This is a genomic window from Aliidiomarina sanyensis, assembly GCF_003987175.1.
Lineage (GTDB): Bacteria > Pseudomonadota > Gammaproteobacteria > Enterobacterales > Alteromonadaceae > Aliidiomarina > Aliidiomarina sanyensis.
Genome location: NZ_PIPM01000014.1, coordinates 1 through 23212, shown reverse-complemented (window position 1 = coordinate 23212; position 23212 = coordinate 1). Strand labels below are relative to the sequence as shown.

Below are 23212 nucleotides of genomic sequence, written 5' to 3'. Positions count from 1 at the left end.
TTAATTGCATCCGTTGTCGCACAGGACACTGTGTCCGGCAGCTCGGTTTGCCCAGATAGCTCAGTTGGTAGAGCAGGGGATTGAAAATCCCCGTGTCGGTGGTTCGATTCCGCCTCTGGGCACCATTTATTCCCGAAAGCCCTGCTCGCAAGAGCGGGGCTTTTTTGTTGCACACGGCTCGCTTCACCCCGTTGCCTCCTCCGGCCTTGGCTTCGATCGTACCTACTTCTTAGTAACCCCAAAAAATGTTAGTCATTCGTTAAATTTATCAATCCATTGCCTAGGGATTGTGGTAATCTTGCGCCGCTTTTTGCGGTCAGCAGAGAAGTTTGCGCGATTAACTTCATCTTGAGCCCAAAATGCCGATAACTCACCTTTCAGGCACCGATCGCGGTCCTCGCTTCGTGTCTGTGTTGCTCGCTTGCTACGAACAGGTTATGACCATGAAATTTGCTCTGCTCCTTCTTGCCCTGCTAACCCTCTTCGTGAGCCCAGCAGCCTTCGCGGCTGCGCCGGAAATGGATTTAACCGGTACAGGGCTTGGATTGTTCGCGCTCTTTATTTTCTCCATCGCCTATCTATTGGTGATGGGCGAAGAAAAGCTCCATATGCGAAAGTCCAAACCTGTGCTGGTCGCCGCTGGCGTAATCTGGATTATTATCGGTTGGATTTACACCCAGCACGGCATGCAAGCAGCTGCAGAGAGCGCATTTCGCACCACGCTCCTTGAATTCGCAGAACTCATGTTATTCCTTCTTGTGGCCATGACCTATATCAATGCCCTCGAGGAGCGCCGTCTCTTTGACGCCTTACGGTCATGGCTGACGCGACGTGGTTTTAGCTATCGCTCGCTGTTTTGGATTACTGGTATCCTCTCGTTTTTTATCTCACCCATTGCGGACAACCTCACCACCGCCCTTTTGATGTGTGCGGTCGTTATGAAAGTTGCCGAGGGAGATAAAAAATTTATCGCACTGAGCTGTGTCAATATTGTCGTGGCCGCAAACGCAGGGGGCGCCTTCAGTCCGTTTGGCGATATCACCACCCTGATGGTTTGGCAGGCAGGATTAGTAAGTATCCATGAATTCTTAGTGCTCTTTATTCCCGCCGTCGTCAATTATCTGATCCCTGCGGTCATCATGAGTTTCTTTGTGGAAGATAAAAAGCCGATCGCAAATGACGAGGTGGTCGAGCTGAAGCGCGGAGCCATCCGCATTACACTCCTCTTCTTGCTGACGATTGCAACCGCGGTTGCCTGTCACACCCTACTCCATTTACCCCCTGTTTTGGGCATGATGATGGGCTTGGGTTACTTGCAGTTCTTTGGTTACTTCCTGCGCATGACCCTGCCCGGTTCCTTGGCACGCAAACGCGCAATGGCCGAACGTGCAGGTGATCAGGAGCGCCTAAAGCGGCTCGGAAGTGTCGTACCTTTTGACGTATTTAGCCGCGTTGCGCGAGCAGAATGGGACACCTTGCTGTTCTTCTACGGCGTTGTGATGTGTGTTGGCGGTCTTGGGTTCTTGGGCTATCTGGCCCTGATGTCCGATTTTCTCTACACCCAATGGGATGCCACCTACGCCAATATCGTCCTTGGCATGGCTTCCGCGGTGATTGATAACATTCCAGTTATGTTTGCGGTGCTGACGATGCAACCTGACATGTCTCACGGGCACTGGCTTCTTATCACACTGACCGCCGGCACTGGCGGAAGTCTCTTATCGGTCGGATCCGCCGCTGGGGTTGCACTGATGGGCCAAGCGCGAGGGTATTACACCTTCATGAGCCATTTAAAGTGGGCACCGGTCATCTTCCTTGGCTATGTCGGTGGAATTCTTGCGCATCTATACTTAAATACGCACTCCTTTACCTTGTACGGATGAGGATTTAAGCCCTTGTTTCGCGTCCTGCGCCATCATCGATCGGCGCGGGACCGCCCGCCCACAGCGCTTTTTATGCGCACATTGACCAAAATTCACTCAATTTATGAGGAAAATAAATAATCTTCGTGAATAGCTAGAATTCCATTCATAGATTGGATGAATGAAAAATCCAATCGCATACTCAGTCCGTGATGAACAAAAATTCAACATACGGACGACACCATGACTTCAGTTTTAGACCGCTCTGAACGCACCGCTGCTTCAGCTAACGAGCTCTCAATCGCCGCAGCATACCGCGCCGGAGCCGATGACATTCTGACCCCCACAGCTTGCCAATTTCTTGCCGCATTGGTCGAAGCCTTTCAAGAGCGCCATCAGGAATTACTCGCCCAACGAGACATTGCACAAGCACAGTACGACGCCGGTGCATTGCCTGATTTCGACCCCGCCACACGGCAAATCCGCGACGGCCAATGGCGCGTGGCGCCCATTCCCGGGGACCTGCAGAAACGACATTTGGAAATCACCGGACCTGTGGATCGAAAAATGGTCATCAACGCGCTGAATTCAGATGTCGACGTGTTTATGGCCGACTTTGAGGACGCCCAATCCCCCACGTGGGAAGGTCTAATTCAGGGGCAGCGGAACCTGAAAGATGCCAATCAAGGCACCATTCAATTTACCGATATCGCAAGAGATAAGTCGTATCAGTTGAACGATAAGACCGCACTCCTGATCGCTCGGGTTCGCGGACTGCACTTACCTGAGAAACATGTGGAATTTCAAGGTCAGCCCATTCCCGGCGCGCTGTTTGATTTTGCACTTTACTTCTATCACAACGTCAAGACCCGCACTGCGCAAGGCTCGGGTGTCTATTACTACATCCCGAAGCTCCAACATCATCAAGAAGCTGTGTGGTGGAATGATGTGTTTGCCTTCACCGAGAATTACTTCGCTCAACCCAAGGGCACCATTCGCTGCACGGTACTGATCGAAACCTTACCAGCGGTCTTTCAGATGCACGAGATTTTGCACGCCCTCAAAGATTACATCGTGGGCTTAAACTGTGGACGTTGGGATTATATTTTCTCCTACATTAAAACGTTGCGGGCGCACCCAGACCGTCTTTTGCCTGACCGCCATACGGTCACCATGCAGCAGCCATTCTTGCACGCCTATTCCCGCCTCTTGATTCAAACCTGTCATCAGCGGGGCGCATTTGCGATGGGCGGCATGGCGGCGCTTATTCCTAGCAAGGAACCGGCGGAAAATGAAACCATTTTTGCCAAAGTGCGCGCCGACAAGGAACGGGAGTTTGGCGATGGACATGATGGCACTTGGATTGCTCACCCGGGACTCGCTCCTATTGTGCGCGACGTTGCAGCGAAATATATCGGGGATTATCCAAATCAACTCCACGTGACGCGCAGCGATGATCCACCCATTACTCAAGCGGACTTACTCACACCCTGCCCTGGCCCCTACACGGAGTCCGGTGTGCGGACCAATCTGCGCGTGGGTCTGCAATATATTGCCGCATGGCTTGCTGGAAAAGGCTGCGTACCCATTGAGGGCCTGATGGAAGACGCGGCCACTGCGGAGATTTGTCGCACCTCGATCTGGCAACTTCTCACGCACAAAAAAACGTTGGATTGCGGCACACCGGTAACCGCTGACTTTGTGCTTCGCCTGCTCGATGAGGAGGCTCGCAAAGTGACCGAGAACACCTCTGAATCGCTTCCGTTTGAGGCCGCTCAAACTCTACTGAAAGATCTTATTGTAAGTCCTGAACTCACTGACTTTTTAACGCTTCCCGGATATCGCCAACTGTAGTCGATTGCCCGAACCGAATTAAAACCCAAGGAGCAAGACCATGAAAACGAAGACAGAAACACAGCCATCCAAGGCCCAAGCACTTGCACACAGCTGGGCGACCGAAGCTCGCTGGAAAGGAGTCCAACGGACCTACAGCGCCGACGATGTCATTCGCTTGCGCGGTTCCCGCCAAGTAACCTACACCCACGCACAGGAAGGCGCTGCCAAGTTATGGCGCTTGCTCAACGGTGATGCCAAAGCAAAATTTGGCAAAGACTATGTCAACGCCCTCGGTGCTTTGACCGGTGGTCAAGCGGTACAGCAAGTAAAAGCGGGACTGCAGGCCATTTATTTATCAGGATGGCAGGTCGCCGCGGATAACAATTCAGCCGCCAGCATGTATCCGGATCAATCGCTCTACCCGGTTGATTCCGTGCCAAAAGTCATTGAGCGAATCAACAACTCGTTTAGCCGAGCGGATCAAATTCAATGCGCCAAAGGCATCACCCCCGAACACCCCGATTACATTGATTATTTCGCCCCGATTGTGGCCGATGCCGAGGCTGGATTTGGTGGCGTTCTGAACGCCTATGAACTGATGCTCGGCATGATCAAATCCGGCGCCGCAGGCGTGCATTTTGAAGATCAGCTGGCCTCGGTGAAAAAATGTGGCCACATGGGTGGGAAAGTCCTCGTCCCGACCCAAGAAGCGGTGCAAAAACTGATTGCTGCCCGGCTCGCGGCGGACGTTGCTGGAGTCGATACCCTCATTGTTGCGCGGACCGACGCCAATGCAGCCGATCTGCTCACCAGTGATGTCGATCCGAACGATGCACCTTTCATTACCGGAGAGCGCACCGCCGAAGGCTTTTACCGGGTTCGTCCGGGGATTGAGCAGGCCATTTCACGCGGGCTTGCCTATGCGCCTTATGCGGATCTCGTGTGGTGCGAAACCGCCAAACCAGATCTCGATGAAGCACGCCAGTTTGCCGAAGCGGTCCATGCGAAATATCCGGGCAAGCTGCTCGCGTACAATTGCTCACCGTCATTTAACTGGAAGCGACACCTCGACGACGCCACCATCGCGAAGTTCCAACGGGAGCTCGCTGCCATGGGATATAAGTTCCAATTTATCACGCTCGCGGGTGTCCACAACATGTGGTACCACATGTTTAACCTCGCTTATGACTACGCCCGAGAGGATATGAGTGCATATGTGAAACTGCAGCAAGATGAATTTACTGCAGCGGATCGAGGCTACACCTTTGTCGCGCACCAACAAGAGGTGGGTACAGGTTACTTCGATGATGTCACAAACGTTATTCAGGGCGGCGTGTCGTCCGTCACTGCTTTGAAGGGTTCAACCGAAGAGGAACAGTTCTCGGTGCCCGCGTAAACCACGTTCAACCCTGTGCTTCCTCGCAGGTTTGCTCCTCAGAGGCCATCTCCTCTGTGCCTCAGCCCGACATCTTGTCGGGCTTTTTTTTGCCGCGAAAACGCACCGATTGAGGATACGGAAAGATATCTGCCATGATGCCTTGGTGGATGCGCTTTTGTTGCGACTGCCAGTACTCGGGCGTCAACAGCTCCGGATGCAGTGCACAAAAATGAGTACGAAGTTTCGGGTTCGGGAAAACAAAGGTCGCGATCTGCGCCGGAAATACATCCCCAGGCGCCACCGAAACATTGCGATCGGCTCCCAGCATATCCTCATAGCTTTCCGTGTGTGGAAGCGCACGAAACGTCATTTCATGCAGGTACTGCACCTCGTCATAGTCATAGAAAACCACGCGCTTTCCGCGCGTCACACCAAAGTTTTTTAACAGCATATCACCGGGGAAAATATTCGCCGCCACCATTTCTTTAATCGCGTCACCGTAGTCCCGCAGAATCCGCTTGGCCGTGTCATCATCGGCATTTTCCAAATAGATATTGAGCGGAATTAGACGCTTCTCGATGTAGCAATGACGGAAGATCACCAAATCATCTTCCAGCACTAGGGTATTCCCAATCGTCCCTTGCAGTTGCTTTAGAAGCTCCGGTGGAAAACGATTGCGCGGTAAGGCAACCTCTGAGTACTCCATGGTATCCGCCATCCGACCCACCCGATCATGGCGTTTGACCAGTTGATAACGGGCCAGCACGGTGTCGCGGCCAAAGGGTTTGGATTCGGGAAAGTGATCACGAATCACTTTGAACACATACGGAAAGGACGGCAAGGTAAACACCATCATCACCAAACCCGGAATTCCCGGTGCGGCGATAAATTGATCATCCGTGTGGGCTAAATGCTCAAGGAGCTCCCGATAAAATTCATTCTTCCCTTGTTTGTGAAAGCCAATCGCCGAATACAACTCCGCATGAGTTTTGCGAGGCATCAGCCCCTTTAAAAACCGAACCAATGCGGAAGGCGCTCGGGTCTTCACCATAAAGTAGGCGCGCGCAAAGCTGAAAATTACTAACATCTGCTCGACGTCCGTAATTAATGCGTCCAAATACAGCGCACCATCACGATTCATCAGGACTGGCACAATAAATGGGTAGTGAGCATCTTCAGTGACAATGCGTCCAATGATGTACGCTGCCTTGTTGCGGTAAAACGGACTGCGCAGAACATCGAGCCGAAACTGATGGGCACTGAGAGCTTTCACACTCGCTTGTTGCGTGAATGCTCGGAGCAGCTGTTGAATATCACCTTCAAGATCCGCGAAAGGCGCGCCCAGATCCATGTCCTGGACAATCTGCCGAATGGTTTCTCGCACCCCGTCAGCCACCGGAAAGTAGCTTTGATATTCGGTCTCAACCGCCACCGGGATGTGCTGCGCCAGCGTCGATTCAACAAAGATAAATTGGTTGTGGAAATAACGCCGATGAAACAGTTTACAAAACACCGAATTAAAAAAAGTTTCGGCCAGCTCAGCTTGAGGGTGAAACTGTAAAAAACTAGCGTACTGTTGGCGCACGCCAGTCCACAAGGTTTCATCGAGAGTTTCTGTCTGAAGCTTTCCTTGCAAGGTCACCACGCACTCGTGCACGCGCTCATCATAAAAGCTGATACGTGCTTGGGCGGCCGCTTGAATTGCAGCCCAATCCCGGGCCACGAAGCGCGCTTTGGCCTGTTCTGTGATCGCCTGAAATCCCTGATAGTGACCATGGAATCCATGCAAAATAACTCGGGCTATTTGCTTCCCTACTCCCTGCGTCACAACACCTTCCTCTCGTGGTTTCAACGATTTTCTTTCGCGATTATGCGGCTTCAGATTGCAGAACGTCACAGTCGCTTTATAATTCATCGTACTTATTCTTTACTGCAGAGACAATTCACTTCATGAATCATTTTCGGCATGTCGATCTGAACCTGCTCATTTATCTCGATGCCCTCTTGCGAGAACGCAATGTCACGCGAGCGGCAGAGCAGTTGAACATTACCCAACCGGCCATGAGCAACGGCTTAAAGCGTTTACGTAATTTGCTCAACGATCCGGTGCTGGTTCGCACGTCCGAAGGCATGGTTCCCACTGAACGGGCGCTCGCCATGCAACAGCAGGTTCGCCAAATTCTGTACTCGGTTGAAGAGGTGATTCAGCCGTCGCGGTCGTTTGTGGCCACCGAGAGTGATCGGGTGTTTCGCATCATGGTGTCGGACTATGCGGCATCAACCTTAATGTCCCCTTTGTTAAAAGCGCTGCGCGACCAAGCACCACACATTACCATTGATCTCATGACCCCAAGTGATGTCAGCTTCCATGATGTGGAGAACGGCAAAGTGGATATCGCCATTAACCGATTCGATGACCTCCCCCAGAGTTTTCATCAGAAGAAGTTATGGGATGATGACTTCAGTTGTTTGATTCATCATAAACACCCAATTTTGCAGGACTACACCCTAGAATCCTACTTAGCTGCCCGTCACTGCTGGGTGAGCAAAACTGGCTTCGGTGTGGGTATTGGGATGACACCTGATGCCGTACAAAAACTCGGATGGGTGGATGAAGCACTGGCAAAACTTGGGCATCAACGGCGTATCAAGGTGTTCACTCGAAACTATCACGTGGCCATGCACCTCGCACGCGAAGGGCTGATTGCAACCCTGCCGACTCGGGCGGCAAAACTCTATGAGAGCAGCCCGGATCTGGTACTTCGGGAACCGCCTTTCCCCATTCCTATCATTGATTTGCAGATGATCTGGAGCCCACTCTTGCAGCACGATGAGGGCCACAAATGGTTCCGCCAACTCATTGTCGATGTGGCGGCCCAAAAATAAAAAAGGCCGGGTCCCCCCGGCCTCAGTACACCAATCTAAGAGATGACGACGTTAGTTTGAGTACGTAGCCTCAAGCCGCACGCCGCTGTATGCTTCATACGCATACACACCGAAGTACCAGTTTCCTGGGGTCGGGTTATCAATGGTACACACCTCATCATTCCCCCACTGATACGGACGGCAGTCCCAATCATTAAGAGAAGGTTGCGAACCATAGCGCACGTAGAGATCGGCATCGCCGGTCCCGCCTGAAATTCGCACTTCAAGACGCGTCATTCCGCTTGGGATCTCCATAAAGAAGCGATTCCACTGACCAGTTGCTGCCGATAAGTTATCAACGGCACCACCACCGCTCTGACCACCGCCAGAACCCAGTGCCAGACTCACCGCAGCGCCCGCATCAATGATCCCGACACCACAACCACTGCACGCCGCAGGGAATGAACGAACTGAATCTCTGAGGATCTGTTCAACATTCGCTGCCGAGAGGCTTGGGTTGGCTTGACGAACCAATGCTGCAACACCCGCAACATGTGGTGCTGCCATTGACGTTCCTTGACTGTAACGATAGTTGTCAGCGCCAGGCGTTGTGGTCCCTGCATTGAACGTCGAAAGCACACCCTCAGGGTCGTTCGCAAAGCTTTGCGCACCACCTGGAGCCGCTAGGTCCACAACCGCACCAAAGTTTGAATAGTAGGCACGCCCACCATCGCGATTTGTTGCAGCCACGGTGACGACATTATTACAGCTTGCAGGGCTGAAGTTACCTGCGTTGGTATTGCTGTTTCCAGCCGCAACCACAATAACAGAACCCGCGTTCCGCGCACTGTTGATGGCCTGCTGAGTAACAGATTGACAGCTACCTTGACCACCAAGGCTCAGGTTAATCACATCCGCCGGATTACTGTTGGCCGGAACACCGGGCACATTGAGTCCCGCAGCCCACAAGATACCATCTGCGATATCCGCCGTGGTGCCACCACAACGCCCAAGTACCCGCACTGGGACGACTTTGGCATCATATGCCACACCCGCCACACCGGTATTGTTGTTGGTCACCGCCGCGACAGTTCCGGCGACATGGGTTCCATGCCAGCTCGAGTTTTGATTCTGCGGTGGACTATTAAAGCCACAGCCGCCGGCAGACACCCAATCACCCGGATCACGTGCATCGGAATCACGTCCGTCACCGTCATTGGCAATGAAGGGATCAGAAATCATGTCATAGCCAGGCAAGATATTCGCAGCAAGGTCCACGTGGGGACGGTAACCGGTATCGAGGACTGCGACAACGGCTCCTTGTCCAGTAATACCCTGACTCCACGCACCTTCGGTGTTAATGCCACCGACCGCTTCGCGATAATGCCACTGACTCGAATAACCCGGATCATTTGGCGCAGCTTGGAAGGTATGTATCCGGTTTTCTTCCACCTCAATAATGCCATCCATGTCACGCAGTTCACGCAAGATGGCTTGGACTTCACGTCGCTCGAGGTGCTCCTCAAGTTCAAATACATAGTGGTGCGCTAGACCCATGCTGCGCTGAAAACGCATGGTTTTTCCGGCGCGAGCAGAAAGTTCTGCGGCGCGCTGCTGCATCAGAGCCCCTCGCTCACTCGGGTTTCCGCGCACACGCGATTCCACTTCTGGATCTCGTTCGGGCGAAAATCTCACAATAAAACCGGTCACCAGACCGTCTTGTGGTCCGCGTTGGGATTGACCGCGCAAAGGACCATGCCCTTGACCTTGCCCACGTTGCGACAGCCCACGCGGTGCTGGATCAGCCACTTCCGTTTGAACTAGTGGATTCTCTGGTGTCGATGAATTTGCACTGTCTGCATGCAGCAAAAACGGTGCCGTTAAACCCAAGGCGGCGATGACCGCAAGAGACGTACGATTGATATAAGCTTGTTTTATTTTTTTCATATCCATTTTTCTTGTTGTTGAAGTTTATCGGGGGTCGGGGGATTGTTTTGTGAAGACCTCCTTGCTCTTTTTTGATTGATAACCCGCTTTGATAGCCCGCAGACTCAGCGGCCACTTGTTGAAGACCAAGAGTTAAGTAATAAAAATGTGAAGTAAACCCATAACAAAAAGCTAAATTTGTTACTTTAATGTTTATTTTTGCAGAGCGGGAAGAATGAGGGAATTCCCTCACGGCTAGCTTGCAGAGCGGACCATTAAAAGGCTCAAGCGACGGCTAAAGATTAAACAATGATATACAAAAAAAGCCCTAGGTATTCGCCTAGGGCTTTTGTAAAGAAGGGAAAACCCTCAGATTTTTTGCCTATTCAAAGTAGAAAGGACGACGTTCCCGTGCATTTCGGCCCAGTTCGTTCATCGTTTCCGCATCAAACAAGCGACCATTCACCATGGTGTAAATCACCCGGTCACTTACGCGCAGATTTTCCAATGGATTCCCATCAATAATCGCGAGGTCCGCCAACTTACCGACTTGAATTGAACCAATGGCATGCTCCATACCAAGGCTCTTCGCCGCATCGTAAGTTGCCGTGCGCAGTGCATTCAGAGGTGTCATGCCACCCTGCTCCATCATCCACACTTCCCAGTGCTGGGCCAAACCTTCACGCTGACCATGGGCACCCGAAGTCGACATTACACCGCGATCTTGCAACGCTTTCGCGCCGGCCGCGATATTGATGTGGTTGTAGTGATGCGAAGGCGCAAGCTCACGACGCATCGAGCGTGGCCGCAAAATGCGCTCAGGTACATATTGGCTCAAGCGTGGATGATTCCACACATCACTGTGAGCATACCAGTAGTTCTCACCCCAGATTCCACCGAAACCAACACCTAAGGTCGGTGTATAGGCGGTTTCGGTCTGGCTCCAGAACTGCAGCGCATCTTCGTACATAGCTTCGAGCGGAATCGAGTGCTCAATACTCGAATGACCATCGGCAATCATCGTCATATTGTGTTGATACAACGAACCACCTTCCGGCATTACCAACATTTCCAGCTCTCGCGCCGCTTGGATGATCTGCTGACGCTGATCCCGGCGGGGTTGGTTATAGCTCTTCACTGAAAACGCCCCGACTTTCTTCATCCGCTCGAGATGGAAACGTGCATCGTCGATGCTGTCCACATGGGCGGTGAAACCTGGGCCATTCGCACCATATAAAATGGTCCCGGTTGAGAAAATCCGCGGTCCGACAATTTTGCCAGCACGCTGCAATTCACTCGCAGTGAAGATTTGCTGGGTATTGTTGGATGGATCGTGAATGGTGGTCACCCCAAAGGTGAGGCCCGCATACAAAATCCAATTCTGCTGAGGAATGATTTGGTTCTCACCCTGCGCACCGTGCGCGTGGGTATCAATCAACCCAGGAATCATCGTCTTGCCGGTGAAATCAATCACCTCGGCGCCGCGCGGCACGCGCACATCTGGCTCTTGGCCGATCGCAGTGATTTGATTTCCTTCCACCACCACAATTGCATTCTCGATGACTTCATCGCCATTCATGGTAATGACGGTACCACCCACAAAGGCAATCGTTTGATCCGGCACATGGACATCGCGGGTAAAGCTAATGTTGGTGCCATCAGCAACCCGGGTGAAGTCCGTATTTCCGTCAATTGAGAACATACCGTTGAGATTGGCCGAATACAGCTCTGGGCCCAGCGTCCAATACAAGGTTGCGCTGTCTGACGTCCACGACAAGTTATCGCCCGCCCGTTGAGACAATTGCTCAATGGGGAACTGACGGTCGTTTGGACCGATCGCAATCGGTTGTCCACGCTCAACAAATGGCGTTACAAAGACGCGGAAGCGCTCAGCAAACGCGAGATATTTTCCATCTGGAGAAACCCGGAACTCAGTCGCGTGCTGTGACGTATAAAGGGTTCGTGCATCGCCGGTTGATACGTCGACACTGCGAAGTTCTGGGCCTGCAGGACCAAACCCTTGCACATAGACACGATCATTGCGCGAGCCAAACTGGGGTTGGTTTCCTGCCCGTGCAATGTGCTTTGGCTCATCGGCATCAAGCGGTAGGTAATATAAACCAGTGTTTAATCCATGCTTCGGGTCTGTCAGGTATCCGCCACTGATCTTGCGATACACAACGGCTTGGCCGTCTGGTGAGAATACGGGCTCGACGAACTTTCCAGGGCCAGTTGGGAGCACTCGCTCTGAACCTGAACGCAGGTTACGCACAATCACTTGGCCTTGTTCTTGATCATGCCATGTGGTGTAAACCAAATAGTTACCATCCCGCGAGAAGTTCGGGAATAACTCAAACCGGTCTGTGCGCGATGTCAGCCGTGATGGTGTTCCCTCTGGCAGAGCGCGTGTGTACAAGTGACCGAGCGCTTCATAAACCACGCGGCTTGCATTCGGTGCAACCGTTGCATTGCGCAGCATCCGAACCGAAAAAGTTGGCTCTTCAATGTGCTGACGGAAACGCAAGGTTTCTTGCACTTGCTTCTCGACATCTACTTGGAAAGGAATCTCGGCAACCCGCTGATTCTCAACGTTCACACGACGAATTTTACCCTTTGCATAGAACACGATTTCACGACTGTCCGCGGTCCAGTTCATGTGCGGATAGACACCGTGAATCGCCCACGTTTCTTGCATGTCGCGGCTCAAATCGCCATAGATTTCGCGCCGCTCACCCGTGGTCAGGTCAAACACGTACAGTTTGCTTTGAAAATCGTCACGGCTAACAAACGCGAGGTACTTTCCATCCGGTGATGGGGTCGGACGAATCGCTCCGCCGGTACCGCTGAGAATCGTCTCAATCTCTCCCGTTTCGAGGTCGTAGCGTTTGATTGAATAGATACCAGAGACCGAATCTTTATTATATTGGAAGGTATTTCCTGGCGTGTCGTCTTGTGAGAAGTACACATAGCGACCGTCTGGTGCAAACGCAGGCTCACCCAAATCTTTTTGATCATTCGGACGCTCGGTGAGCATAACCCCCTGACCACCGCGTTTGTGATACATCCAAACTTCGCCAGCGCCCAACGAACGACGGGCTGTGAAATGCTTGCGCGCCACCAGATACTGACCATCGGGAGACCAAGCGGGGCTGTTGAGTAACCGGAACGTTTCTTGCGTCACTTGCCACGCTTCAGAACCATCTGCGGTCATCACCCAAATGTTGTCACCACCACTTTCATCGGACGTAAAGGCAATAAATTGTCCATCTGGGCTATAAGTCGGTTGCATGTGCCATGCAATGCCACCACGGAGCAGCTCCGCATCACCACCGCTGGCAGGCACCCGATAAATGTCGCCTAACATATCGAACACGACATATTCACCATCGGGACTGATGTTGACTGACATCCAGGTCCCTTCGTCGGTGTTAACTTGCACGGTCTTGAATTCACCCATCGGCTCATTCACGGACCAACGCTCATTGGCCACTGTGGCGCTAGAAAAACAGAGCGCGGCAGCAACCCCGGCTATGGAAAGCCATTGCTTATAATTTTTCATCTTGAGTTCCTTGTTGCGATCGCATCAGCTTGTTTGTAAACGACCCACTTCGAATTGTCTATGTTGAAGCGGTAAGGGTCCCGTTCAGTGCGATAAAAGCGTGAGGGGAAACAGAAGGAGAAAAATAAAGCCGGGACATGCCCGGCTTTATTCTGAATTTACCCGTAAGGTCAGGTCAGCAACATGGCTGCGGCAACGACCACCAATGCGGCGAGCAGCGGCACCAACACAGTCACCACAAAAATATCCCGGTAGGCTTCTTTGTGGGTCAAGCCCATTAAGGTAAACAAGGCAATCACGGCACCGGAGTGAGGCAGTGAATCCAAGCCACCTGCCGCAAGATTAGCAACCCGATGGAGGATCTCCGGTGAAACACCCGCCTCAAGGTAGGCCGGGGCCAAGCTCGACATAAAGATTTGCAGGCCACCCGAAGCCGACGCGGTTATACCGGAGATAAGGTTCGCCGAGAGGAACACCGACACTAATGGCGGCAAGGGCAACTCCAACAGCCAACCGGCAAATGCATGGAAGCCAGCGGTTTGAATCACTACGCCACCAAAGCCAATCACAGCGGCTGTGTTAATGAGTGGTAAGAGCGCATCGTCTGCTCCTTGTCCTGCGGTTCGAACGAAGTTCTTGCGCACCGGCGGGAACAACAAATAACAAAGCACAGCCCCACTGAGCAGCGCAAAACTGGCCCACAAGACAGGCTGCGCCAGGGTAAAGCGAATCCACTCTGCTTCTACTCCAGCTAGCAGCAAGAACCGTGGGAAGGCAATCATGCCCAAAACCAAGACAATGGGTAACACCGATTTACCCATGGAGGGCAGCTTCTTGCCTGTTGCGGCTGCCATCGCAGCCATTTGTTCGTCTTTCGGGGTGGCCTGATACCCTTCCCCGCGCTCCGTAGCGAGTCGCCATTGGCGTTCGAGGTACCACATACCGAAAATCGCCATCAACGCACCCGCAAAAACTCCAAACCAGCCACCAGCAAACAAATCCGTGCCCAAGGAACGAGCTGCAATGACGTTATGAATGGACGGTGTTCCCGGCAAGGCCGTCATGGTGAAGGTTCCGGCCCCCAGCGCGATCGCGGCGGCATAGAGTCGGCGTGGAATATTCGCTTCGCGCATTAACGTCACACCAATCGGGTACATGGTGAAGATAACCACGAAGACCACCACGCCACCATAAGTCAACAGGGCGCACACCAACATGGCAATCAACAACGCACGTTTGGCACCTAAACGGCGCGTGATGCCCATCGCAACCCCTTGGGCCGCCTGACTAGCCGCCATGATACGTCCAAACAAAGCACCGCACAGAAACAGCAGTAAAAAATTCCCGGCGAAGGTAAATGCACCCGAAGCACCAAAGGGGAAATACTCTAAGAAGATTTCTTGAAACGCCATTCCGTTCGTCACTCCTATCACGAGGACAGAGAGCAGGACGGCAAGAAGGATATTGACGCCTCGAAGTGCCAAGGCAATCAGCAGGGCAAGCCCAAGCACCAAACCAAAATGACCGATCATGTGGGGATCCTTTTGCTTTTATTGTGTCTGTTGCAAGGTAGCAAACTCCTTCGGGTTAGGGAAGCCAGTGGTTTTGCTTGCTTCAACGTAATCCATAAACCGTGCGATGGGCATGGCGGGGGCAAACAAAAAACCTTGGCCATAGTCGCACCGACTGATCTGCAAAAATCGCAATTCCCCCGCTTGTTCAACCCCCTCCGCAGTGACCTCTAACCCAAGATTATGCGCCAGCTGCAGAATATCCTGATAGAACTGGGCACTGCGCGGATCCTCCGTGACATTGGTTAGCAGACTTCGGTCCATCTTAATACCCTTCAACGGCAGGTCTGCCGCATACTTTAAGTTCGAATAACCCCGACCGAAGTCATCAAGCCAGGTTGAAATTCCAAGTACCTGCAGCCGTTGAAAAAAATCGAGCAACCGCTGAGTCCAAACCAAAGCTGACGTTTCGGTAATTTCGATATGCAAAAACTCAGTAACGTGAGGCACGTCATCCAGCAACTCGCAAAACCACGGAATAAAGCATGGATGGTTGACACAATAGGCACTGAGATTAAAGGAGAGTTGCAGGGCCTGCCCAGTCCTGCGCTGGATGCGTGCAAAGTCACGACATGCCGTCGTAAACACCCAAGTGGTGATGGCGTGGATGTCACCGGAGTCTTCCGCTGCCGCAATAAATTGCTCAGGCCGGACTGGCTCCTGATAGTCATGGCGCCATCGGAGCAGCGCTTCCATACCAATTAATTGAAAGGGCTCAAGGGCGAATATCGGTTGATAATGCAGTTCAAATTCTTGACGCTCGAGCGCATGGGGCAGCGCTTCACGCAATTGATCCGAAAGCGCCGCTGGGGCGCCCTCTGAGGGGCAGGATGAACGCGCATACTCCGCAATGGGCACATCGAGAACATCCAACATACGAACAGCCATAATCACTCTCCTTGTGTCAGTTCGTATGAGATTAGTGGCGATCTTCCTTCCTTGCCGAAAACCTCCGCAATTACCCTCCTTTTGTGTTAGTCACGGCTCGCTTTTGAGAGATCCTTTACTCGCGCGAGCAAGATACCGCCTATCACAAAGAACCCGATTACCAACAAGAGTGCGTCCTGGCGTGAGAATAAATCGGCGACCACCCCAAACATCGCCGCGAGCAACATGGCCATGCGATTGAACACTCCCCATAACCCAAAAGCACTGCCGTCGCGTTCAGGACTTGCTAACAAGCCAACCAAGCTGCGACTCGAGGCTTGAATAGAACCAATGCCAGTCCCCGCTAAGAGCGCGATAATTAAAAACACATCCCGCAACGACCATCCGAGCCAAGCGGCAAGATCATGAATTCCGTACATGCCGCCAATCGCCAATAACCAGATGCCAATCACCGAAAACAAGACTTTCCGGGCACCAATAAAGCGCTCCACAACCCCGAAGGCAATGGCACCAAACAGCGCACTGAATTGGGTTGCTAAAAAGACCGCCACTAAATCTTGTTGCGTCAGCCCAAGTTCACCGGTGGTGTAGATCCCGATGAACTTGATCACCGCCTGCACCCCAGCCATGTAAAACAAAAACGCCCAGAAAAACTTGAACAACATGGGCTGATCGAGGCGCTGACGCACGAAATTGAGGCTTTCATACCACGGGCGTCGCACCTGCTTCGGGGCAATCCGAGGCCGATGCTTCACCAGCAAAAATGTAGGAATCGCCACCAGCACAAAATAAATAGAAATCGCGATCATCGCCCACTGATGCTGCGCAATATAGCGTTCGGTATCGGTACCAGGATCCGCGGAAATAATCACCACCGACACCATTACCATGCTAATAAAGCCGCCGATGTACCCAAGCCCCCACCCAAGGCCCGAGACAAAGCCCATACTCTTGCGGGTCGCAAGTTCTGGCAGAAACGCCGACATGATCGCTTCACCGAGCATCCATGCAGTGTTGGTAATCAAAATAATCGCAATACCCCACCAAATATCGCCCGGCCCGACAAAGTAGAGCAAACAAGTGAAGGAAGCACAGATGGCAGTCGACCAGCCGAGCAAGACCTTTTTCGATTTCCCTTGGTCAATCCATTGCCCAACGATTGGTGAGAGCACCATCGCCATGAGGGTCGAACCAATAATTGCGATAGACCAATAAGCATCACGCCAGGCACTATCTTCCGGCACAATATAAGCGACAAAAAACGCGGAATAGACAAAGGAAATAACAATGGTGGTGTAGGCTTGATTGGCGATGTCATACATCGCCCAACCAAAGATTTCACGTTTTGGCGCATTCTCAGTGCGTCCTCGCGGTGGCGGGGCGTCAGCCGTGTGCGGGGTTCGATTCTCAGTGCTCAAGCCGATTCATTCCTTGTTGTTCAGGTTTATCAATCTATCGGATTATTGCGACATTTCCGTTTCAACAATGCCATTTCGATTCAACACCACTTTATAGCGCTGAATATCATCTCGGTCACTCCACCGCTCACGAATCACAATGTTGAGCACCGAGCGCTTCTCAACGAGCTCTTTCACTACCTCGCTGCCATCTTGTCGATAAATCGGGTAGCTGGTTTGCTCCAACAGTGGCGCCAGCACTTCGAGATCCAACACGATAGTCTCGCGGGTGGTGGCATACCCACTGAGAAAGCGCGACGTCAGCATCTTGGACCAACTGCTAAAATGCAGGACTGTCTCTCCCCGCTGCGGGGCACCGGCGCGGCGGGCTTTTTGAATGGGCTCCGGCAAATCATTCAGGCGCTTATAATCAATCCACTCCTGGGATTTTCCCACCATTTGTTCGGTATTTGGGTCCACAAACTGGTGCCGCCATTTCGGTCGCCCACGGCGCAACCAAAGCCACAGCTTCTGACGGACCTCGTCCCGAAACACTTCCCGCGCGCCATACAGCACCGCCACCAATAAAATGAACACGGCGGTCACATCAAACAGGACGTCCCGGGCACTTAAAATCATTAAAGAGACCGCGGTCATCAGGACCGCCGCAACCCCAGCTTTCACCATCCGCTCTTCGACTTTCCCGAGCTCTTGCCCAAGGCGGCGCAGCGTCACCGGATACTCAATCAGACGACGCAGAAGCCGCATTTTATTCGACATCCGGGTACTATCTTGCTCAACGCTGTCGGAATTGTATTTTTGCTCCTGCCGATACTTGCGCTCACGCCGAGCAATACGCAGCAGAAGCTCCCGCATATCTTGTTCATCATCCGCAAACTCCATCTCCGCGCCCAAGCGCAAAAACTGTTGCTCCGAGAACCAGCTCAAGTAGTTATCAATATTGGTATAGTAACGGCGCAAACCGTCATCTTTGGGCGCAGTGCGACGCAGACGCCGCAATATGGTTGCGCTCAGTTCCAGCAGTTCCGCAAGAGGCTCCCGCAATGATTCGGGCCGTTCGCGTAAGAAGCGTGCGACCTCTTGCTCCATTGCGGTGACATATTGATAGGCATACAAACTCAAACTCAAACGATACTCAGGGCTTTGGCGTTCTTGCTGACGAGCAATGCGCTGAATCAAACGACTGCGAACCAGCGGCTCAAGCTGAATTTGTGAGTGATACGTTCGGCTAACATGGAATACTTGGTGATAGAACGCCCGTTCCGTCACGATATCGGCCGTGAGCCCAAGCTCACCAGGCACAAAGAGGCACACATCGAGCTTATGCTCAGGGTAATCCCCAAGCTCACGAACGATTCGAACACTGAACGAGTCGTTGCTGTCGATAGTGACCATTGTGCTTAGCTTTCCTTATGCTCAGATGGATTTTCTGAAGGTGCGTCCTTATCCAGTGTGAACGCCTCGATTGACTCGCCCGTGACTTGTTTAATTTTATAGAAAAGATAGAAGATCGCGCCAAACATCACCACCATCGTCGGCAACACAATCACTGGGAAACTAAGGGCGGTCATCCGGCCAATTTCATTATTGAATGCCTCGGTGCCCGCCGGACTGACCACGATCGCTCGAGCCAAGAAGTAATTCAGAACCGCCGATAAAAAGAATGCGCCCGCGACCCCATTCCCTGCATAGTTGAGGGTCTTGCGAAACTCGAGGGATTTGCCGCGTTCTGCAACCCGCGCGTACAATGCATCGACATCCAACACCTGCCGATTGAGTAGAATCTTTTCAACCACAGGAAAGCGTGTGTACCGACTCGCCCACACCACCAAACCAAACACCGCCGGAACCGCGGCTTCCTTAATGGCAATGTATTTCGGATCCAATTGCAGTAAGCCAATCCCACCGGTCAGCAGTACACTGACTATTCCCAACACCGAGAATCCGTTGATTTTACGGCGTTGCCACAAGTCCCACAGACCATAACCCACAGGAAATGCCAGACCAATAATCAGGGCGTAAACAGGGCCGAGACGGTCCTCACTGCTCAGTTGCATCAAGATAATGACCGGCAGCAAAATATTAAAAAGAAGGTTCGATAGAAAGCCAGGTTGCTTCTCAGTCCGGGCATTGCGGGCGCGCGTGCTCATGCATTCTCCAAAAACACCAAACGAAAAACCTATGGTACGGGATTTCAGGGCAGTTTGCAGCTGCCCATTGCTAGGGTAAGATACGCCTTTATTCGAGTTTTACAGGAAATCAGTCAGCATGAGCACATCGTCTTGGATTCGCCGATTATGGCCCCTGTGGGTCCTGATCGTTATCGTGGTTGTCGTGGCTTGGCCGGGACGCATTGTTTATCTGAATATACTGACTGAACGTGAAGCTGCACGCATTGAAGCTATTACGCCTGCCCGGGGAGCAGACTCGACCCCTGTGCGATTAGATATTGATCGCATGATGGATGATCTCACCTGGCTGGCACACCCAGACCGGCAAGGACGTTTCCCCGGTTCGGAGGGTGGACTTGCCGCCCGCGCATTTATTGAAGCGCGTTTTGCCGAGCTTGGCTTATTGCCTGCTGGCACCGACGGTTTCTTACACCCCTTTACCCATGAAGGTGTGGAAGATGCCGCAAATGTGATTGGCATGATCCCTGGACGTGATCCCAATTTACGGGCCATTGTTCTGACCGCTCACTACGACCATCTCGGTGTGCGCGATGGTGAGATCTACCACGGCGCTGATGACAACGCATCCGGCACCGCGGCCTTGCTTGAATACGCACGCTTCTTTATGGAGAACCAACCGCATCACACCATGATCTTCGCGGCCGTCGATAGCGAGGAGCACGGTCTTTTAGGTGCTCACGCGCTTTTCAATACCGGACATTTTGAGCCAGCGGACATTGCGTTTAACGTCAACGTCGACATGCTCAGCCGCGACACCGACCAACTGCTGTTCGCGGTTGGTACCTACCACCACCCATGGTTGGTTCCATTGGTCCGCAGTGTGCAACGCGAGAGCGAAGCGCGCATTGTGATGGCTCACGACCGGCCACGTTGGGTTGCCGGGCATACCCAAGATTGGACCATGAGTTCAGATCACGGCGCTTTTCATAAAGTTGGCATCCCATTTATTTATTTTGGCGTAGCGGATCACCCACACTACCACACACCGCGTGATACAGCGGATAAAGTGGATGTTGATTTTTATCGCGTGACAGCGGAAACTGCGCTCAGTTTCACCTTGTTGATTGACCGGGTTCTGCAAGAAAAGATCCCAACCCATTGATACACGATTAGGTTAAGTTGATACGTCCATGTGGCAAGCTTTGAAACAGCGAGTACCCCATCGGCACTCCCGTAGCACGAGGCTCGTTACGCGTTTAAGCGTGGCGAGCGCAGTGCTACTTGGGGTGTTTAGCGTGGGACTGCTGAGCGTTGCCCCCTCCACCGCACAACCGGCTAAACCGCTCCTCACCACAGGCGATTTGCGCAGTACCTATTTGGCGAGCACAGCCGAGCATGCACCGGTGCAACTCAAACCATTCTCACTGGCGCCAGGTTTTGACGACTTCTTTCAAGCACAACTCGCCTCGGATGATGTTCCCGGTGGCGTATATGCAGTGGTTCACCGCGACCGTGTGGTCGAAATCAATACCTTTGGAGTACGTGCCCGCAATCAAGCAGAGCCTATCACTCCTGATACCGTATTCCGTATAGCCTCTGTCTCGAAGACCTTTGCTGGCAACCTTGCATCGATACTTGAGCAGCAGGGTTACTTCTCAATGCACGACTCAGTGAAACACTTTGTTCCAAACCTTGATTTCAAAAACCCCGATTATGCATTACAGCTGCAAGTTGAGCATCTACTGGCACAAAGCACTGGGGTCATTCCAAACGCGTACGACAACCTAATTGAAGCCAATTACGAGCGCCAGCAGATCCTGCCGCACTTCAATCGAATTAACCCGATGTGTACACCGGGTCAATGTTATGGCTATCAGAATGTATTGTTCAGCTTGATTGAGGATGTGATTCACGAGAGCACCGGGCAAACTTACGATGATTGGCTACAAACGCTGATCTTCCAGCCCCTTGGCATGCGCTCCGCTTCACTTGGTTATGAGGCCTACCACGTCGCCGAGAATAAGGCGCACCCCCATATTCGGGGACGCAATGGCTGGTTTACCCGCGAAGTGACCCCTCACTACTATCGCTATTCGGCCGCAGCCGGCGTGAATGCCAGTGCACTGGATTTATCCCAATGGCTGATTGCGCAAATGGGTTATGCACCCTCGGTGATGCCAGTGGATGTGGTGAGCAAAGTGCGTGAGCGTCGCGTGCGTACCGTCCGGGATTTGCGCCGGGCCAGCTGGCGCCCGTACCTCCGAAATGCCCATTATGGCTTAGGCTGGCGGATCTATGACTTTATGGGCCATGACATCGTTTATCACGGCGGTTGGGTACAGGGCTTCCGAGCGGAGATTGCCTACTCACCAGAGTTCGATGTGGGCTTGGTAATTCTGATCAACGCTGAGAGCAGCGCCATGAATGCCCTCGCCCCTGAATTCTGGCGCCAAGTGCTTCCACGCATGCAAGATGAACAGTTCGTGCCCTATTTGTACGCCAATGGTGTGCGAGAAAACCCTTACCTCTCACCAGGCGCCGGCTCCTTTATTGCCGACCACTTACCGCTCACGCCACCCGATTTGATTAGTGATTTGTTGGGAACGCCTTAGAGGCTGTTCGTTCCTGGTTATTCAGCCCTCTCGGACTGCTATCCGTGCGTTATTAATAAGCGTAACGAAGCCCTGTTCTTCCATCAGCTTAAGAAATACCGATAAAGTTACTTCGCTGACTTCACTCGGTGGTTCCTCGAATTCGCTGCTAAACGAAAAATTGAAGCTCGTCGGGTTATCTTCCGCAATTGATGTCTGGGTGGCGATAAAGTTCTCAATTCCCTCATCGGAGAGTTTCAGCTTGTACTGAGTTTTTCCCGCAGACTTTGAAAACAGCCCTCTTGTGGGTGCAATTGAAGTTTCATTGAGCACCACCAAAGGAAAGTGAAAGGTTCTGGAACCTTGGTCATAGTTCAACCTCATAGTTAACTCGGAGCCTTCAATATCAGCTCGCACGGGTTCTTCCAATTCCAATCTGACTCGCACCACCTCCGGTTGAATAGCGAGAAGTTCCTCTTTACCAAACGAACGAAATTCGAGCATTGTCCCTAATGGGATACTCGCGCACCCACTCATAAAAACGGCTAAGACTGCAGCGATAAAACGCTTCATATTTAAGACCTTATTTTAATCACTGCACATGGGCAGGCTGATTACCCTGCGGGTTAGCGCTCGAGCACAGCGGCACGAACGAAGTGAGCGTCGCAGGAGCCGCAGGCCCCGAATGCCGCGGTTTGTTATGTGTTTGGGTAGTAAACAATTGAGCTACCCTCGATTAATGCTTGTTAGTGCATCATTCTTTCTGTAATTTCGCCTGAGCTGGAAAAGGTGCAGGTCAAAGTTTATCCTTTTGATTTACCGACCAAAGTAAATTGAAAGAGGAACCACAATGACCTGCGATATACAGGATAGATCGATTGGCGATGTTTTGGAATTATTGATTGAACAAGGCTTGGACGGAACAGCCGAAGCGATCAGTATTTTACTCAATGAAGCGATGCGGTTAGAGCGAGAGCGACACCTCGGAGCCGGCCCCTGGGAACGCTCAGAAGAACGCCAAGGGCACGCCAACGGATATAAGAAGAAATCGCTGCAGAGCCAGGGCAAGATCGTGAACGTTTTTTAAGCAACGAAACGATCAGTTTGACGATCTGAGTTACCTGTGATCATATACTCCCTTTTTCGGGAGTTGAATCATGTATATCGAAGCTTTCACAAGCCACTT

Annotated in this window: 15 protein-coding genes, 1 tRNA gene and 1 pseudogene; 8 read left to right on the top strand and 9 right to left on the bottom strand. The window is 52.3% G+C overall.

The genetic code is table 11. The features are described from left to right. Positions 1 to 49 precede the first annotated feature (49 nt). From CWE11_RS10355 to aceA, 4 genes are all read left to right on the top strand, one after another. A tRNA-Phe gene (locus CWE11_RS10355) sits at positions 50 to 125 on the top strand. Between the two features lie 318 nt (positions 126 to 443). Continuing rightward, complete coding sequence (nhaD, locus tag CWE11_RS10350; RefSeq protein WP_198675634.1) at positions 444 to 1883, top strand: sodium:proton antiporter NhaD; 1440 nt, start codon at positions 444 to 446, stop codon at positions 1881 to 1883. 222 nt (positions 1884 to 2105) lie between these two features. Further along, a complete protein-coding gene (gene aceB / locus CWE11_RS10345) occupies positions 2106 to 3716 on the top strand; it encodes a malate synthase A (protein ID WP_126777552.1) in 1611 nt (536 codons plus the stop codon). 40 nt (positions 3717 to 3756) lie between these two features. Further along, positions 3757 to 5094 (top strand): isocitrate lyase, encoded by a 1338-nt coding sequence (aceA, locus tag CWE11_RS10340; protein ID WP_126777551.1) that lies wholly within the window; start codon positions 3757 to 3759, stop codon positions 5092 to 5094. Between the two features lie 61 nt (positions 5095 to 5155). Here aceA and aceK read toward each other — a convergent pair whose 3' ends face one another. After that, a complete protein-coding gene (aceK, locus tag CWE11_RS10335) occupies positions 5156 to 6904 on the bottom strand; it encodes a bifunctional isocitrate dehydrogenase kinase/phosphatase (RefSeq protein WP_241971781.1) in 1749 nt (582 codons plus the stop codon). Positions 6905 to 7026: 122 nt separating this feature from the next. On the opposite strand from aceK, the gene CWE11_RS10330 reads away from it, so the two are divergent. Beyond that, complete coding sequence (locus CWE11_RS10330) at positions 7027 to 7962, top strand: LysR family transcriptional regulator (protein ID WP_126777549.1); 936 nt, start codon at positions 7027 to 7029, stop codon at positions 7960 to 7962. A gap of 51 nt (positions 7963 to 8013) precedes the next feature. On the opposite strand, the gene CWE11_RS10325 is transcribed toward CWE11_RS10330, so the two are convergent. From CWE11_RS10325 to CWE11_RS10295, 7 genes are all read right to left on the bottom strand, one after another. Beyond that, entirely contained in the window at positions 8014 to 9888 is a 1875-nt protein-coding gene (locus CWE11_RS10325) for a S8 family peptidase (protein WP_126777548.1), read from the bottom strand. Between the two features lie 361 nt (positions 9889 to 10249). Then, entirely contained in the window at positions 10250 to 13426 is a 3177-nt protein-coding gene (locus CWE11_RS10320; protein ID WP_126777547.1) for an amidohydrolase family protein, read from the bottom strand. 170 nt (positions 13427 to 13596) lie between these two features. After that, positions 13597 to 14958 (bottom strand): GntP family permease, encoded by a 1362-nt coding sequence (locus CWE11_RS10315; protein ID WP_126777546.1) that lies wholly within the window; start codon positions 14956 to 14958, stop codon positions 13597 to 13599. A gap of 18 nt (positions 14959 to 14976) precedes the next feature. After that, positions 14977 to 15885, bottom strand: coding sequence for an EAL domain-containing protein (locus CWE11_RS10310; RefSeq protein WP_126777545.1), 909 nt, complete (start codon positions 15883 to 15885; stop codon positions 14977 to 14979). 86 nt (positions 15886 to 15971) lie between these two features. Then, entirely contained in the window at positions 15972 to 17303 is a 1332-nt protein-coding gene (locus CWE11_RS10305) for an MFS transporter (RefSeq protein WP_126777544.1), read from the bottom strand. Positions 17304 to 17345: 42 nt separating this feature from the next. Then, on the bottom strand, positions 17346 to 18698 hold the full coding sequence (locus CWE11_RS10300; RefSeq protein ID WP_126777543.1) for a hypothetical protein: 1353 nt from the start codon (positions 18696 to 18698) through the stop codon (positions 17346 to 17348). 5 nt (positions 18699 to 18703) lie between these two features. Continuing rightward, positions 18704 to 19453, bottom strand: coding sequence for a VC0807 family protein (locus tag CWE11_RS10295; RefSeq protein WP_126777542.1), 750 nt, complete (start codon positions 19451 to 19453; stop codon positions 18704 to 18706). Positions 19454 to 19571: 118 nt separating this feature from the next. On the opposite strand from CWE11_RS10295, the gene CWE11_RS10290 reads away from it, so the two are divergent. Next, positions 19572 to 20597, top strand: coding sequence for a M28 family peptidase (locus CWE11_RS10290; RefSeq protein WP_126777541.1), 1026 nt, complete (start codon positions 19572 to 19574; stop codon positions 20595 to 20597). 100 nt (positions 20598 to 20697) lie between these two features. Continuing rightward, entirely contained in the window at positions 20698 to 22047 is a 1350-nt protein-coding gene (locus tag CWE11_RS10285; protein ID WP_241971780.1) for a serine hydrolase domain-containing protein, read from the top strand. Between the two features lie 21 nt (positions 22048 to 22068). On the opposite strand, the gene CWE11_RS10280 is transcribed toward CWE11_RS10285, so the two are convergent. Continuing rightward, positions 22069 to 22599 (bottom strand): hypothetical protein, encoded by a 531-nt coding sequence (locus tag CWE11_RS10280; RefSeq protein WP_126777539.1) that lies wholly within the window; start codon positions 22597 to 22599, stop codon positions 22069 to 22071. 277 nt (positions 22600 to 22876) lie between these two features. Here CWE11_RS10280 and CWE11_RS10275 point away from each other — a divergent pair. Beyond that, positions 22877 to 23098 (top strand): annotated as a pseudogene (locus CWE11_RS10275) (transposase); the annotation flags it as partial. Between the last annotated feature and the right edge of the window lie 114 nt (positions 23099 to 23212).

What these genes read in the sequence shown, in the direction of transcription:
- nhaD (WP_198675634.1), top strand. Translation starts at nt 444, where the DNA reads ATGAAATTTGCTCTGCTCCTTCTTGCCCTGCTAACCCTCTTCGTGAGC.
- aceB (WP_126777552.1), top strand. Translation starts at nt 2,106, where the DNA reads ATGACTTCAGTTTTAGACCGCTCTGAACGCACCGCTGCTTCAGCTAAC.
- aceA (WP_126777551.1), top strand. Translation starts at nt 3,757, where the DNA reads ATGAAAACGAAGACAGAAACACAGCCATCCAAGGCCCAAGCACTTGCA.
- CWE11_RS10330 (WP_126777549.1), top strand. Translation starts at nt 7,027, where the DNA reads ATGAATCATTTTCGGCATGTCGATCTGAACCTGCTCATTTATCTCGAT.
- CWE11_RS10325 (WP_126777548.1), bottom strand. Translation starts at nt 9,888, where the DNA reads ATGAAAAAAATAAAACAAGCTTATATCAATCGTACGTCTCTTGCGGTC.
- CWE11_RS10320 (WP_126777547.1), bottom strand. Translation starts at nt 13,426, where the DNA reads ATGAAAAATTATAAGCAATGGCTTTCCATAGCCGGGGTTGCTGCCGCG.
- CWE11_RS10315 (WP_126777546.1), bottom strand. Translation starts at nt 14,958, where the DNA reads ATGATCGGTCATTTTGGTTTGGTGCTTGGGCTTGCCCTGCTGATTGCC.
- CWE11_RS10310 (WP_126777545.1), bottom strand. Translation starts at nt 15,885, where the DNA reads ATGGCTGTTCGTATGTTGGATGTTCTCGATGTGCCCATTGCGGAGTAT.
- CWE11_RS10300 (WP_126777543.1), bottom strand. Translation starts at nt 18,698, where the DNA reads ATGGTCACTATCGACAGCAACGACTCGTTCAGTGTTCGAATCGTTCGT.
- CWE11_RS10295 (WP_126777542.1), bottom strand. Translation starts at nt 19,453, where the DNA reads ATGAGCACGCGCGCCCGCAATGCCCGGACTGAGAAGCAACCTGGCTTT.
- CWE11_RS10290 (WP_126777541.1), top strand. Translation starts at nt 19,572, where the DNA reads ATGAGCACATCGTCTTGGATTCGCCGATTATGGCCCCTGTGGGTCCTG.
- CWE11_RS10280 (WP_126777539.1), bottom strand. Translation starts at nt 22,599, where the DNA reads ATGAAGCGTTTTATCGCTGCAGTCTTAGCCGTTTTTATGAGTGGGTGC.